Origin of the sequence: Pseudomonas sp. NFACC37-1, assembly GCF_900101575.1 — a bacterium.
In the GTDB taxonomy this organism is placed as follows: Bacteria; Pseudomonadota; Gammaproteobacteria; order Pseudomonadales; family Pseudomonadaceae; genus Aquipseudomonas; species Aquipseudomonas fluorescens_AA.
The window spans coordinates 46,669-59,823 of the sequence record NZ_FMUZ01000025.1; the positions used below are offsets into that span (position 1 = coordinate 46,669).

Annotated in this window: 14 protein-coding genes; all 14 read right to left on the reverse strand. The window is 64.4% G+C overall.

Annotation, left to right across the window (positions count from 1 at the left end; genetic code table 11):
• Positions 1–24: 24 nt before the first annotated feature.
• Positions 25–579 carry a DinB family protein gene (locus BLP82_RS22100; RefSeq protein ID WP_092172949.1) on the reverse strand — a complete coding sequence of 185 codons (555 nt, stop codon included), beginning with the start codon at positions 577–579 and terminating at the stop codon, positions 25–27.
• 151 nt (positions 580–730) lie between these two features.
• Entirely contained in the window at positions 731–1,648 is a 918-nt protein-coding gene (locus tag BLP82_RS22105) for a dihydrodipicolinate synthase family protein (protein ID WP_025213515.1), read from the reverse strand.
• A 182-nt stretch (positions 1,649–1,830) separates the two neighbouring features.
• Entirely contained in the window at positions 1,831–2,859 is a 1,029-nt protein-coding gene (locus BLP82_RS22110) for a trans-3-hydroxy-L-proline dehydratase (protein WP_092172952.1), read from the reverse strand.
• A gap of 107 nt (positions 2,860–2,966) precedes the next feature.
• Positions 2,967–3,689, reverse strand: a complete 723-nt coding sequence (locus BLP82_RS22115) for an amino acid ABC transporter ATP-binding protein (RefSeq protein ID WP_092172955.1) — start codon at positions 3,687–3,689, stop codon at positions 2,967–2,969.
• Positions 3,682–4,332 (reverse strand): amino acid ABC transporter permease, encoded by a 651-nt coding sequence (locus BLP82_RS22120; protein WP_092172958.1) that lies wholly within the window; start codon positions 4,330–4,332, stop codon positions 3,682–3,684. Before BLP82_RS22120 ends, BLP82_RS22115 begins: the two co-directional genes overlap by 8 nt.
• A 12-nt stretch (positions 4,333–4,344) precedes the next feature.
• Entirely contained in the window at positions 4,345–5,010 is a 666-nt protein-coding gene (locus tag BLP82_RS22125; RefSeq protein WP_060742046.1) for an amino acid ABC transporter permease, read from the reverse strand.
• Positions 5,003–6,778, reverse strand: coding sequence for a cis-3-hydroxy-L-proline dehydratase (locus tag BLP82_RS22130; protein ID WP_092172960.1), 1,776 nt, complete (start codon positions 6,776–6,778; stop codon positions 5,003–5,005). Before BLP82_RS22130 ends, BLP82_RS22125 begins: the two co-directional genes overlap by 8 nt.
• Positions 6,779–6,788: 10 nt before the next feature.
• The gene (locus tag BLP82_RS22135; protein WP_072404405.1) at positions 6,789–7,607 is read right to left on the reverse strand and encodes an ABC transporter substrate-binding protein; all 819 of its coding nucleotides are present in this window, start codon (positions 7,605–7,607) and stop codon (positions 6,789–6,791) included.
• Positions 7,608–7,841: 234 nt separating this feature from the next.
• The gene (locus BLP82_RS22140; protein ID WP_092172963.1) at positions 7,842–8,591 is read right to left on the reverse strand and encodes an AraC family transcriptional regulator; all 750 of its coding nucleotides are present in this window, start codon (positions 8,589–8,591) and stop codon (positions 7,842–7,844) included.
• A gap of 187 nt (positions 8,592–8,778) precedes the next feature.
• Positions 8,779–10,035: an NAD(P)/FAD-dependent oxidoreductase gene (locus BLP82_RS22145; RefSeq protein WP_092172966.1), complete on the reverse strand. Its 1,257-nt coding sequence runs from the start codon at positions 10,033–10,035 to the stop codon at positions 8,779–8,781.
• A complete protein-coding gene (locus tag BLP82_RS22150; protein ID WP_092172969.1) occupies positions 10,032–10,268 on the reverse strand; it encodes a 2Fe-2S iron-sulfur cluster-binding protein in 237 nt (78 codons plus the stop codon). Before BLP82_RS22150 ends, BLP82_RS22145 begins: the two co-directional genes overlap by 4 nt.
• Positions 10,261–11,376 (reverse strand): NAD(P)/FAD-dependent oxidoreductase, encoded by a 1,116-nt coding sequence (locus BLP82_RS22155; RefSeq protein WP_092172972.1) that lies wholly within the window; start codon positions 11,374–11,376, stop codon positions 10,261–10,263. The genes BLP82_RS22150 and BLP82_RS22155 overlap by 8 nt, the downstream gene beginning before the upstream one ends.
• A complete protein-coding gene (locus tag BLP82_RS22160; protein WP_092172975.1) occupies positions 11,373–12,305 on the reverse strand; it encodes a 4-hydroxyproline epimerase in 933 nt (310 codons plus the stop codon). Before BLP82_RS22160 ends, BLP82_RS22155 begins: the two co-directional genes overlap by 4 nt.
• A gap of 112 nt (positions 12,306–12,417) precedes the next feature.
• On the reverse strand, positions 12,418–13,089 hold the full coding sequence (locus BLP82_RS22165; RefSeq protein WP_092172978.1) for a GntR family transcriptional regulator: 672 nt from the start codon (positions 13,087–13,089) through the stop codon (positions 12,418–12,420).
• Positions 13,090–13,155: the final 66 nt, after the last annotated feature.

The following is a 13,155-nucleotide window of genomic DNA, read 5'->3' on the forward strand; positions in this document are numbered from 1 at the left end:
TCGCCTTTTTTTCGGCGTAGCGCTTCAGTCGGGCCGATAGTCTCGCCAGACAGTTGCTTCGTTGAGTTGCAGTGTTTGTTCTTCTTGCTGCCGAAACCTACGGTCGCAGTCGAGGAAAAACTCATCGAGCTGCGGTGGCTTGACATCCGTGCCGCTGAGCATCGAATGCACCTGGCCGCGGTGATGGATCTGATGTTCGAACAGGTGCAACAGCAGTCGGTCGATTCGTTCGAGCACCACACCGTCGGCACGCACCAGGTCGACGGAGCGGGCGAGGTCTTTTTCTCGCAGTGATTCGCAGAAGGCCACAAGCCGCTGGTCGGTTTGAGTCTGGCTCTGCATGAGCTGGGCAAAGGGCAGGATCTCGGAGAAATCCTTTATCTGGCCGTCACGATCACCTTCAAGGGCGGTGAGGTAGTAACGGTCCACTTCCAGGATGTGGCAAAGCGTGGCTTGGATGGACGGGAAGAACCCCGTGCGCTGGGCCACATATTCGGCCTCGCTCAGTTGCGCGCAGGTGTTGAGCAGCCTGTGATTGGCCCATTGGTTGTTCAGGGCCTGGGCCAGGAAATAGTTCATGGGAAGCCTCCCTGTCATGGCCGCCACAAATCCTGTGGGAGCGGGCTTGCTCGCGAAGACGGCGGCACATACAGCATAGTCCTACCAGACAGACCGCTTTCGCGAGCAAGCCCGCTCCCACACAGGCCTCCTTACTTTCTTGGGGGAGGTCTTAAAGCCCCACATCCGGCAACGCCGGCCGATTGGCCATGGCCTTGGCCATGATCTGCTCCACATACACTCGGTCTTCCTCTGGCAGGGCCAGGCGCGGTGGGCGGGTGAGGGCGCTGCCGCGGCCGGCGATGGCTTCGCACAGCTTGATGCATTGCACCAGGTCGGCGCGGGCGTCCAGGTGCAGGATCGGCATCAACCATTCGTAGATCGGCATCGCTTCGGCAAAGCGTCCGGCGCGGGCCAGGCGGAAAATGGTTTCGCCTTCTTTCGGGAACACGTTGGACATGCCCGAGACCCAGCCTTCGGCGCCCACGGCGAGGCTCTCCAGCACCACGTCATCGAGGCCGGCGAACAATACAAAGCGATCGCCGACTTCGTTGCGCACGTCGATGAAGCGCCGGGTATCGCCGGAGGAATCCTTGAAGCACACCACGTTGTCGCAATCGGCCAGGGAAATCAGGATGTCTGGGGTCACGTCATTCTTGTAGATCGGCGGGTTGTTGTAGACCATCAGCGGCACATCGGCGTGGCGGGCCACGTAGCGGAAATGCTCGGCGGTCTCGAAGGGCTTGGAGCCATAGACCAGCGCCGGCATCAGCATCACCCCGTCGACGCCCACCTTGCGCACTGCGTTGGCGACCTTGGCGGCCTGCACGCTGGTGAACTCGGCCACGCCGCAGATCACCGGCACGCGGCCACGGGAGGCGTCCACCGCGACTTCGGTCACGGCGATTTTTTCCTCGGCGCTCAGGGACGTGTTTTCCCCCACCGAGCCGCAGACCACCAGGCCGGAAACGCCATCGCGAATGACGTTGGAAATCACTTGGTGGGTTTTTTCCAGGTTGATGGAAAAGTCGTCGTTGAATTGCGTGGTGACGGCGGGGAAAACGCCGCTCCAGTTGATGCGTTTGCTCATGGTTGTCTCCGGTGGTTAATAGTGTGTGGCGAGGGGATTTAGCGAAACGTCGCACCGCCCCGTTGGGCCGCGAAGCGGTCCTGAAATCTGGCGACTCGGTGTATCAGTAGGAACCAGGGGGCTGCTTCGCAGCCCAACGGGGATAAATCCCCTCGCCACAGGGGTGTGTGCAAGTTGAAAGATCATGCGCCAGGCCAGGTGTCTGAAAGCCGATAGCCCTGGGGCCACGGATCGGCCGGGTCGAGCAACAGCTGATGGGTTCCGGTGATCCACGCCCGTCCGGCGATACACGGATAAATCGCCGGGCGTCCGGCCACGTCGGTCAGTGAGTCGATGCGGCAGTGGAATTCGGAGCCGATGATCGAGCGGCCGATAAACCGCTCGCCCACCTGCATCAAGCCCTTGGCGTGCAACACCGCCATGCGTGCCGAGCAACCGGTGCCGGTGGGGGAACGGTCGATCTTGCCAGGCTGAATCACCACGGCGTTGGCGCCGGTGGCAATGCCATTCTCCTGGACGATGGGCGCGGCGATCTGGCAGAACGAGATGTGCGACCAATCAGGATTCAACGGGTGCACGAAGCCCAGTTGTTCGTTGGCGGCGCGGGTGATCTTCAAGCCCACGGCCACCAGCTCGGCGGCTTCCTCGGGGCGAATGGCAAAGCCCAGGCGTTGGGCGTCGACGATGACAAAGCTGTCGCCGCCATAAGCGGTGTCCACCTGCAGGGAGCCCAGGCCTTCGACTTCGATCCAGGCATCGAGGCGGTCGGCGAAGGAGGGCACGTTCTTGATCTCGACCCGTTGCACCTTGCCGTCGCGGCAGTCGGCCACCGCCTCGATCAGGCCGCCGGGCGCTTCCAGTACCAGGCGGGTCTGGGGCTCGGTCATCGGCAGGATGCCGCTGTCCAGCAACACGGTGGCGACGCACAGCGAGTTGGAGCCGGACATCGGCGGGGTGTCGGCTGGTTCCATGATGATCCAGGCCATCTGCGCACGCGGGTCCTTGGCTGGCACCAGCAGGTTGACGTGACGGAACACACCGCCACGGGGTTCGTTGAGGACGAAGTTGCGTAGGGTCTGGTCCTGGGCGATCCAGCGTGACTGCTCCCACACCGTGGCACCGGGTGGTGGCGCGACACCGCCGACGATCACATCGCCGACTTCGCCCTCGGCGTGGCAACTGACTACATGGATGATTTTTGATGAGCGCATGGATCAAATCCTTTGTTGTCTGGTCGGGCCTCATCGCGAGCAAGCTCGCTCCCACATTGAAATGCGTTCCCCTGTGGGAGCGAGCTTGCTCGCGATAGGGCCATCCGCTATTTCACCGACTTGAGAAACGCCGCCGTCTCCGGCTGCACCGGGTTGCCGATCACCTGGTCCGGCGGGCCGATTTCATGGACCCGCCCATTGCAAAAGAACGCCACGCGGTCGGACACGTCCCGGGCGAAGCGGATCTCGTGGGTCACCAGCACCATGGTCATGCCGTCTTCGGCGAGCATGCGCATGGTGTCCAGCACCTCGCCCACCAGTTGCGGATCCAGGGCCGAGGTGGCTTCGTCGAAGAGCATGTAGTCCGGCGACATCGCCAGCGCCCGGGCGATCGCCATGCGCTGCTGCTGGCCGCCGGAAAGCTTGCCGGGGAAGGCCTTGAGCTTGTCCCCCAGGCCCACATGTTCAAGCTGCTTCACCGCCAGTGCCTCGGCGTCCTGCTTGCTCTTGCCCAGCACCTTGCGCGGCGCCAGCATCACGTTTTCCAGTACGGTCAGGTGAGGGAAGGCGTTCCATTGCTGGAAGACGATGCCGATCTTCTGCCGCAAACGATTGAGATCAGTGGCCCGGTCATGGACCTCGATGCCGTCCACGCGGATGCTGCCTTTCTGGATGGGCTCAAGGCCGTTGATGCACATCAGCAGGGTCGACTTGCCAGAGCCGGAACCGCCGATGATCGACACCACTTCGCCCTTATCCACCGTCAGGCTCACACCCTTGACCACTTCCAGGTCGCCGAAGGATTTGTGTACGTTTTCGATCTCAATCATTTTCCTGCCACCTTCTTTCCAGGCGTGCGCCGAGGCGGGCGACCACCAGGCTCATGACGTAGTAAATGAGGCCCGCGATGCACAGCACCAGCAGGGGTTCCTGAATGCGCGTGACGATGGTTTGCGACGCCCGCAGCAATTCGACGATGCCGATCCACATCACCAGCGCGGTGTCCTTCATCACGCCCAGCACCAGGTTCAGCCAGCCGGGAAAGGCCACCCGCGTGGCAATCGGCAGGACGATGAAGCGCAGGTCCTGCACATAGCTCAGGCCCAGCGACCGGCTGGCCCGGCGGGTGCTCAACGGCACCGCCAGCACGCCACCGCGGACGATCTCGGTGAAGTACGCCGCGGCGTAGATCCCGAGCACGATGCAGCCGACGGCAAAGGCACTGAGGTTCAGGCCGGCGATGCTCTTGAGGGAGTTGAACAGCACGAACTGGATCAGCAGCGGCACACTGCGAAACACGTCCAGCAGCCAGGCCAGCGGCAGGCTGGCCCGCGGCAAGAGCGCCCGCAACAGGCCGAACAGCAACCCAGCGAGAGTGCCCAGCAGGATCGACCACACGGTCAGCTGCAGCGTGACCCAGGCCCCCTCGAGCAAATACAGCAGGTCGTTGACGCTGAGGCTTGTAGAAAACATGACCCACCCTCCTCAGTAACGAAACAAGCGCCAGGACAACAGCCGGGCCAACCCGACGATCAGCTTGGCGATCAGGTAATACAGCACCGCCGCGAGGGCGAAGTATTCGAAGGTGCGGAAGGTCTTGACGTTGTATTCCTGGGTGACACCGGTGAGGTCGTTGTTCAGGCCGACCACCACCCCCAGGGATGTCATCAGCACCGCCCAGACCATCTGGTTGGTCAACGGGTAGAAGACGATGCGCAACAGTTGCGGGACGATGATCATCCGGTACGCCTGGAAGGCACTCATCCCCAACGAACGGGCGGCGCGCATTTGCGTACCGGGCACGGCCTTGAGGCCGCCGCGAAAGTTTTCCGCCAGGTAGCCGGCGTTGTTGAAGGTGATCCCGGCCAGCAAGGCCAGCCAGGAACTGACGTGCAGCCCGAGGGAGCCGAGGCCGAAGTAGAGGATGTAGATCTGGAACAGCGAGGGCGTGTTGCGGGCGATGGATACCCAGCCATTGCCCACGCCTCGCAGCAAGCGATTCGGGGCCTGGCGCATCACCGTCAGCACCAGGGCGATCAGCACGCCGAAAATCATCGACAGCGCAGCGGTCTCGAAGGTCACCCAGGCCCCGGCGAGCATGTCGGGCAGGGCGCGCAAGGCTGGGCGCCATTGGAAGCTGTAGTCAAACATGGGTCGGGCTCCCAGTGCGGTTCGGTTGTAGCCACGTCGGCGGCTGGCCGCGAGTCGCGGCGGTGCACGCGGCCTCGACGCAATCGGCGAGGGCGGCAAAGTGCACCCCGCGACCGACCAGGCCGGGTGCGTAGTGGGCGTACTTACCGGAGTTGGTCATCAGGGTGGTGGCGTGGGGCGGAATCACCGGCTCACCCAACATGCACCAACAGGTGTCGGTCACCAGCACCGCGCCGAAGGCCTCGATGGCGGTCAGATACCCGGCTTTGCGGGCATGCTCCAGCACCGCCCGGCCGCAGGTGATTGCCAGCACCACATAGGGATGCTTGACCCGGCCCGCGCACAAGGTCGCGAGGGCGGCGAATTCACTGAGGGAGAAATGCGGATTGCCCAGGGACACCACGTCCACCCAGTTATCGCGGGCGCTGTTGAGTTCGCGCCAACTGGCAAGCAGGCCCGCGGCATCGACGCTTTCGTGTGGTAACGCGACGTCACGCTCCAGGACATCGGCCGGGTCGAGGGCTTCCGGTGTCACCCCGGCGATGTGGAACAGCGGTGCGGCGCTGGTGGTGGCGAACGCGGCGCCGAAGGCCTTGAGGTCGTCCAGGCTCGGTGCGGCGCGTTCCAGGCCGCGTATCAGCGGAATACGCCGGCCGGCCAGACTCCCGATGTGGTAGCCCAGCAGCGGATAGAAACTGTCATCGACTTTGCCCAGCGCCGGCACGTCGACGATCAGCCGGGCCCTGCGCGGATCGTCGAGATGGCAGCCGGTCAACGGTGCCCGCCCGCAGAGGGCGATGCAGATGTCGAGGAAGTCCGGGTACTTTTGCGTGCGCGCGCCCAACACGCTGTTGGCATAGACCACCGCGTTGGATTCGGCCCAGACGATTTGCTCGCCAGCCTTTGGCGCGGTGTCCAGCAGATAGGGGGCGCAGGTGAAACTCAGCTGGGCGCCCATCGCCATGTAGGCATCGCCCAAGGCACTGGCCGGCTCGCCCAGCGCCGGGTCGACACCCAGCTCGCGCCAGCGACGCTGGTCCACGGAGATGGAATTGAGGGTGGTGGGCACGCGAACTTTCGCGCCCCATTGCACCAGTTGCTCGGCAAAGCGCAGGCTGGCGGGACCGGTGTAGATGCAGCCGTCGATGTGGGCCTGGGTCACGTCCAGCAATTGCGTGGCGCCCTGGATCTCGGCCATGCGCAGCACAATGTGCATCGCCACTTGGGCAGCTTTGCCATGGCTGCCGTCGAGCAATGCCCGGTCTTGTTCGGTCAGTTCCAGGGTTGAGAACGTGGGCGGCTGGGACGCCGCGTACGAACCCTGCCAGCCGTCGTCCAGGGGGCGGCCAGACAATGTCAGGACATCGCCTTCCAGACGGACAAAACCCTGGCCGCGCAGCCCATTGAAGGCCTCGTGTCCTACGCACAACACCGGCAGCGAACGCTGGAAAATCACCTGCGCCACCAGCACGCCCAGGGTCAGGATTTCATCGGCTTCGGCCAGCACCAGGGCTGCGGGGGCGTGGCCGTTGCTGATCAGTTCCATCAAGACGCTGCTGCCGGTACAGGAGCCGCGTCCGCTGGGAATCGCCAATACGCGCCCGGCCAGGTGCTGGCCACTCAAGGGATGGTGCCGGTCGATGACCTCGCCACTGGCTGGATCGACGCCGCCCCAGAAACTCAGCCCCACCTCGGCGAACAGCAGGGCGCCCTGGGCGGCACCCTCCACCAGGCTGCGGCCTTTCACACGGACAGGCGTGCTTGGCATGCGCCGATCCTCAGTAGTAGACCTGGGGAACGGTCAGGTTGGCCGGCGGGATGTCGGTGCCGACCCATTTGACGAACAACTCCTTGTAGCGGCCGGTGCGCACCTGCTGGTTGACGAACAGGTTGAGGTAGTTGAGCAGGCCGTACTCGCTGCGCTTGGCCCCGAGGGACACGTAGTCGATGACGTAGGGCGCGTCACCGGCGATCTTCAGGCCCTTGTACTTGCCCGACTTGATGGTCGCGGCGGCCACGGTGTTGGTCACCACGGTGGCATCGATGTGCCCCTGGGCGACGGCCAGCAGGGTGTCGTTCTGCGACTGGTAGGCGCGGAAGCTGCCGCTGCCCCAGCTCTTCTGGTCCTTCTCCAGGGCGATGGCTTCGTAGGTGCTACTGGTGTTGCCCAAGGCTTTGCCCTTGAGGTCGGCGTAGCTGTTGATGCCGGTGTTGTCGCGGGTCAGCACCACCATCTGGAAGGCGAAGTAGGGCACGGTCAGGCCGACGGTCTTGGCTCGCTCCAAGGTGTCCGACGTGGAAGCGACGATGACGTCGGCGCGCCCGGACAGCAGCGCGGGGATTCGGTCGGAGAACGGCGTTTCCACCACTTCGGCGTCTACGCCGAGGACCTTCGCCAGGTCCTGGCAATAGTCCACGTCGAATCCTGCCGGTTTGTTGCTTTCGTCGCGAAAGCCCATGGGTGGGAAATCCAGGGTCACGGCGCAGCGCAGTTTGCCGGAACCGATGATGTCGTCGAGTTTGTCGGCGTGGGCCGGGGCGATGAAAAGCGGGGTGAGGACAACGCTGAGGGCTACGGCCAATGCAGGGTTTTTCATAAATGCCTCGCTGTCGAATAAATGCGGTGAAATATCGTATTGAGGATTTCGTATACGATATTAAATAAGCAATCGGCATGCCTGTTTCGAGTTGAGTCGCAGTGATTGTGTGGGAGGACTGACCTAGAGGCTTTTCCGGCGGGCGGTGGCATACAGGGGCAGGGTGCTACGTTGGCCTGTGGTGTTACAGATGGGAGCAGCCACGGGATCCGACGCCCCATCAGGGAACATGGATCAGCGCTGATTCTCGCGATATTGGCTGGGCGACAGGCTGGTCAGGGCGCGGAACTGGCGACTGAAGGCGCTGTGATCGGTGTAACCGCAGCGCAGGGCGATCTCGGTGATCGGCAGGTCCTGGTCGAGCAACAGCCGCGAGGCTTCCTCCAGCCTGGCCTTGTGAATCATCTGTCGCGGCGTGAGTTGGAAGATGCGCTTGCAGTGCCGTTCCAGTTGCGCCACCGACAATTCGGCGATGGTGGTCAGCTCGGCAAGGCTGATGGGGCGGGCGAAGTGCTGCTTGATATGGGCGTCCACCGCCGCCAGTTTGTGAAACGCCGGGTGGCTCGATTGCGGCAGTTGCAGGTCGCGGGAAATGCCGGCCAGGCCGACGATCCGGCCCTCCGGATCGTGCAGGGCGAGCTTGTGGGTCAGGCACCATACGGGCTGGTTGCCGTAATACAAATGCAGTTCGAGCTGGTCGGCCAACTCCCGCCCGCTGGCCAGCACCCGGCGATCCTGTTCGGTGTACAGCGGGCCGAAGCGTTCGGGGAACACCTGGTCGGCGGTGAGGCCGAGCAGGTCGCTGCGGTGTTTGAAACCGCAGCGCCGGGCCAGGGTCTGGTTGACGAAGGCGTAGCGGGCCTGCGGGTCCTTGATGAAAAACACCACGTCCGTGAGGGTGTCCAGCAGCGGGGCGATGGGTTGCAGGCTGCCTAGCAGGGTGTCGAGGTCGCAAGGGGCTAGGGAGGTGAGCGAGGGGTACATGGTCTGGATTCTGAGAGGACGCAGAGATCATAGAGCCAAAACCATTGAGGCAGGAAGGTCTGGAACCGACTCGGTCTACTGTGGGAGGGGGCTTGCTCGCGAAGGCGTCGGTACATTCAAAATCGTTGCAAGCTGAGCCACCGCTTTCGCGAGCAAGCCCGCTCCCACAATAGAATATCAGTCCGGTTCAGGTGGGCGGGGTTTCTGCCAGGTTCAGCAAGGTCTCGATCCGCGCCGGGCTGAAGGGCGGGCGCGGCAGGGGTGGAGTCCAGCCTAGCAGGTGTTCCAGGGCGGCGCCGCACACCCGGCCCTGGCAGGCGCCCATGCCGCAGCGGCTGGCCAGTTTCGCTTCGCGCCAGTTGTCATGACCGGCCAGTTCGCCATACGGTACGTCCTCGCAGCGGCAGACCAGGGTGTCCGCCGTGGCCAGGGTCTTGAGGCGTGGATCGAGGGCGAAGGCCGTGTTCAGGGCCCGGGCGAAATCCTGCCAACGTGCGCGACGGGGCCACAGCTGTTGGGCGGCGCCGCTGTTGCCGACGGCGGCGTGGCCGGCGATGGCGCCTTCCACCAGCGCCAGTTCGCTGCCGCCGAAACCGGTGCACTCACCGGCGGCGTAATGTTCGCGGCGAGAGGTCGCTTGCCACGCGTCCACCGCCAGCGCCTGGTCTGCGACCGCGCAGCCCAAGGCCTGGCCCAACTGGGTATTGGGAATGAGCCCGAAACCGCAGGCGAGCCGATCGCAGGCCAATTCAATCGTCTTGCCTTGCTGGTGCAGGCGCACGCCCTCCAGCCGTTCCCGGCCGAGGGCTTCCACCACATGGGTGTCGGTGCGGTAGTGCCGGTCGAACAGGCTGAACGATTGGAAAAACTTCCCCGGCCAGCGGGGCAATTGCGCGGCGAAACCGGCGACGGCGCCGCGCCGGGCCTGCTCGGCGATGCGTACCACCTGTGCGCCCTGATGTTTTGCCGTGGCGGCGCTGGCCAGCAGCAAGGGGCCGCTACCGGCGATGACCAACCGTTCGCCGCGCACTGGCAAGCCGCCCTTGATCAACGCCTGCAACCCGCCGGCGCCGGTCACGCCGGGCAGTGTCCAGCCGGGAAACGGCAGCAGCAGCTCGCGGGCACCCGTGCACAGGATCAAGCGCTCGTAGCTGATCTGCCAGCCACGCTCGGCATCTTCCACCAGCAAGGTTTTATCCGCCGCGCAGGCGATCACGCGAGTACCGGCATGGCAGCGTACGTTGGCGCAGGTGTGCAGTTGATCGCGCAGGCGTCGGGCGGCGGCGGACAGGTTGGCCTGGGGGCCGTCGCGCCAGATCTGCCCGCCGGGCAGCGGGTTGTCATCCAGCAGCACGATGCGTGCACCGCTGCTGGCCGCGGCGAGGGCAGCGGCCATGCCCGCGGGGCCGGCGCCGATGATCAGCAGGTCGGTGGTTTCGTTCATGGTCGGGTCTGCACATGCATGCCATCGAGGCAGACCGTCTGGCAGGCCAGGCGGCGGCGACCATCGATCAACACCCGGCACTCCTGGCAGATGCCCATGCCGCACAAGGGCGCCCGTCGCTGGCCGCTGACCGAGGTGCGGCTGCAACCGTCCGCGCCCAGCGCCAATGCCGCCGCGACGCTGGTGCCGTTGGCCACTGACAAGGGGTGGCCGTCGAGGAATAGATCAGGCATGGGCCGGCTCTCCAAGGAAACGCTGCGGCAGGTAAGCTTGAGGCGCCAGCGGCGAGGTTTCGTCGAACAGCTGGGCCACCAGCAAGTCGGCCGTCGCCGGTGCCGTGGTGACGCCCAGGCCTTCGTGACCGACCGCCAGCCACAGCCCCTTGCGCTGTGGATGTTGACCCACCAGCGGCAAGCCGTCGGGGCTCGCCGCGCGGAAACCGGTCCAGGCCCTGATGCCGTTAAGATGCGCCAACCCGGGCATGTATTCGACGGCGCGCTTGAGCATCTTCGCCAACATCCAGCCTTCCACCTGCGGATCGACGCTGCCGAACTGCCGTGAGGCGCCGATGAACAATTGTCCGGTCGGGCGTGGTTGGATATTGCACGCCACCGAGGGCCCGCTGGCGTTATGGGCGCTGGTGACGTAGCCCAGTTCCACCAGGGTGTGGGTGACGGTAGCGGGGTAGCGGTCGGTGATCAGCAGGTGGCCCTTCTTCGGCTCGATCGGCAGTTCCGGGCATAACTCGGTGGCTTGGATGCCATTGGCGAGGACCACCGCGTCGGCGCTCAGCCAGCGACCCTCGCCGAGGCGCACGCGGTGACCGTCGACTTCGCTGACCTGTGCCCGCTGCTGGCGAATGTTGGGCGCGTCGAGCATCCAGCGGGCGGCTGCCGGAGCGTAGAGGATGCCGTCGCCCTTGATCAGCAGCCCGCCTTCCAGCCCAGGGCGTAGCTCGGGTTCACGTTGATGCAGAGCGGCTTGGCCGATCAATTCACAGGCTTCGCCATGGGCCAGCAGGTTCAGGTATTTGCTCTGGGCCACCGCCATTTCTTCGGCATTGGCCGCCAGCCACAAGGTGCCGTTGTTGCGCCAGGCACAACCCTCGGGCAGGGCCGGGGCCAGTTCGCGCCAGCGTTGCAGGGAATATTGACTGAGGGCCAGTTCCGCCGGGTTGTCATCCAGCACCAGCAGATGCCCCATGCCGGCCGCCGTGGCGCCGTGCCAACCGGCGTCCAGCACCAACACGTTGACGTTGCGCCGGGCCAATGCCTGGGCACAGGCTGCGCCAATGATGCCCGCGCCGATGACGATCACGTCGGCGACATGACCCTCGCTCACGGACGAATGCCCCAGGCGAACGGGTCGTCCGCTTCGATGATCAGGGTGGTTTCGGCACTGATGTAGGCGCGACCGCGAATGGTTGGCACGATGCGCTCGCCCGAGTGTTCATAGGAGCCTTCGAACTCGCTGCCAATGACACTGGCCTGGCGCCAGATCTGCCCAGGTTGCAGTTTTCCATCGGCCGCCAGGCACGCCAGCTTGGCGCTGGTGCCGGTGCCGCAAGGGGAGCGGTCATAGGCCTTGCCCGGGCAGAGCACGAAGTTGCGGCTGTCGGCTTGCGGGTCATCGGCAAACAGTTCGATATGGTCGATCAGGCCGCCGTCCTCGCCGCGAAAACCCTGTTGCTCCAAGGCTTGCTGTACGGCGTAGGTGTAGGCGGTCAATGCGTCGAGGTTATCGCCGGCCACGCGCTGGCCATGTTCGGCGATCAGGAAAAACCAGTTGCCGCCCCAGGCCACATCGCCCACCACCTGGCCGATGCCGGGCACTTCCAGGGCCAGTGCCTTGCGGTAACGATAGGCCGGCACGTTGCGCACGCTGACCGAGCGGTCTTCGTGCAAGGTTGCCTGTACCGTGCCCACCGGGGTTTCGATGCTGTGCACGCCAGGGCCGATCCTGCCCAAGTGGGCCAGTGACGCCACCAGGCCGATGGTGCCGTGGCCGCACATGCCCAGGTAGCCGCTGTTGTTGAAAAAGATCACGCCGGCACAGGCGCTTGGGTCCACCGGCTCGCAGAGCAGCGCTCCCACCAGCACATCGCTGCCCCGGGGTTCCAGCACGCAGGCGGTGCGCCAGGCGTCATGCTCGCTGGCCAGGCGTTGCTTGCGCTCGGCCATGCTGCCCTGGCCCAGGTCAGGAAAACCGTCGGTGACCAGTCGGGTCGGTTCGCCGCCGGTATGGGAATCGATCACGGTGATGCGTTTCATGGGAGGGCCACGTCCGTTCAGGTGAGTGACGGTAAGCGTGGCCCGCGCCCAGGGCTGAAGGCTTGATGGTTTTATCTGTCGCCGATGACGAAATCGGCACAGCGTTGGCCGATCAATGGCTGGAAGGCAGGAACTTGAACAAGGTCTCGCAGACCCCGGCAATGTGTTCGTCCAGCAGCGCCACGGCCCGCTCGACATCACCGGCGCGGCAGGCCTTGATGATTTCCCGGTGCTCGTGATCGGCACGGTCCTTACCAGCCGAAAGGCTCATCTGCATGCGCAAATAACGCTCCAGCTTGTCGTGGACCGAGCGAATCAGGCTCACCATGAACGGCCGTTGCGCCGGTTCGTAGAGACAGGCGTGCAGTTGCCAGTTCAGTTCGGCCCAACGCCCGACGTCGTCTTCACCGACGAACTCCCGGCAGATGCTCTCGGCGCGGGCGAAGGTGTCTTCGGTCATGTTGGGAATCGCCAGGCGCAGCACTTTGTCTTCCAGCAGCATGCGCACCTCGAACATCTGCGCCAGCTCTGCCTCGGAAATGCGCGTCACCATCGCCCCGCGATTGCGCAGGAACATCACCAGGCCTTCGGCCTCCAGGCGCTTGAGGGCCTCGCGTACGGGGATCTTGCTGACATTGAACTGGCGGGCGATGTCATCCTGGCGAATCGGCTCGTCCTCGGCAAAATGCCCAGCCACGATGGCGTCGCGCAGATGGCGGGTGATGATTTCCGAGGTGGAAGGGGTGTTGCCCAGGTCAGGCAGGTTGAACTTGGATAAAGTCACGGCGGCGGGTCGTTCGGCTTAGGTGGGGATATGGTATACGACTTTGCCGAGGCGGTCGTTGGGGCT

What these genes read in the sequence shown, in the direction of transcription:
- BLP82_RS22110 (WP_092172952.1), bottom strand. Translation starts at nt 2,859, where the DNA reads ATGCGCTCATCAAAAATCATCCATGTAGTCAGTTGCCACGCCGAGGGC.
- BLP82_RS22160 (WP_092172975.1), bottom strand. Translation starts at nt 12,305, where the DNA reads ATGAAACGCATCACCGTGATCGATTCCCATACCGGCGGCGAACCGACC.
- BLP82_RS22140 (WP_092172963.1), bottom strand. Translation starts at nt 8,591, where the DNA reads ATGTACCCCTCGCTCACCTCCCTAGCCCCTTGCGACCTCGACACCCTG.
- BLP82_RS22135 (WP_072404405.1), bottom strand. Translation starts at nt 7,607, where the DNA reads ATGAAAAACCCTGCATTGGCCGTAGCCCTCAGCGTTGTCCTCACCCCG.
- BLP82_RS22115 (WP_092172955.1), bottom strand. Translation starts at nt 3,689, where the DNA reads ATGATTGAGATCGAAAACGTACACAAATCCTTCGGCGACCTGGAAGTG.
- BLP82_RS22130 (WP_092172960.1), bottom strand. Translation starts at nt 6,778, where the DNA reads ATGCCAAGCACGCCTGTCCGTGTGAAAGGCCGCAGCCTGGTGGAGGGT.
- BLP82_RS22120 (WP_092172958.1), bottom strand. Translation starts at nt 4,332, where the DNA reads ATGTTTTCTACAAGCCTCAGCGTCAACGACCTGCTGTATTTGCTCGAG.
- BLP82_RS22105 (WP_025213515.1), bottom strand. Translation starts at nt 1,648, where the DNA reads ATGAGCAAACGCATCAACTGGAGCGGCGTTTTCCCCGCCGTCACCACG.
- BLP82_RS22150 (WP_092172969.1), bottom strand. Translation starts at nt 10,268, where the DNA reads ATGCCTGATCTATTCCTCGACGGCCACCCCTTGTCAGTGGCCAACGGC.
- BLP82_RS22145 (WP_092172966.1), bottom strand. Translation starts at nt 10,035, where the DNA reads ATGAACGAAACCACCGACCTGCTGATCATCGGCGCCGGCCCCGCGGGC.
- BLP82_RS22125 (WP_060742046.1), bottom strand. Translation starts at nt 5,010, where the DNA reads ATGTTTGACTACAGCTTCCAATGGCGCCCAGCCTTGCGCGCCCTGCCC.
- BLP82_RS22100 (WP_092172949.1), bottom strand. Translation starts at nt 579, where the DNA reads ATGAACTATTTCCTGGCCCAGGCCCTGAACAACCAATGGGCCAATCAC.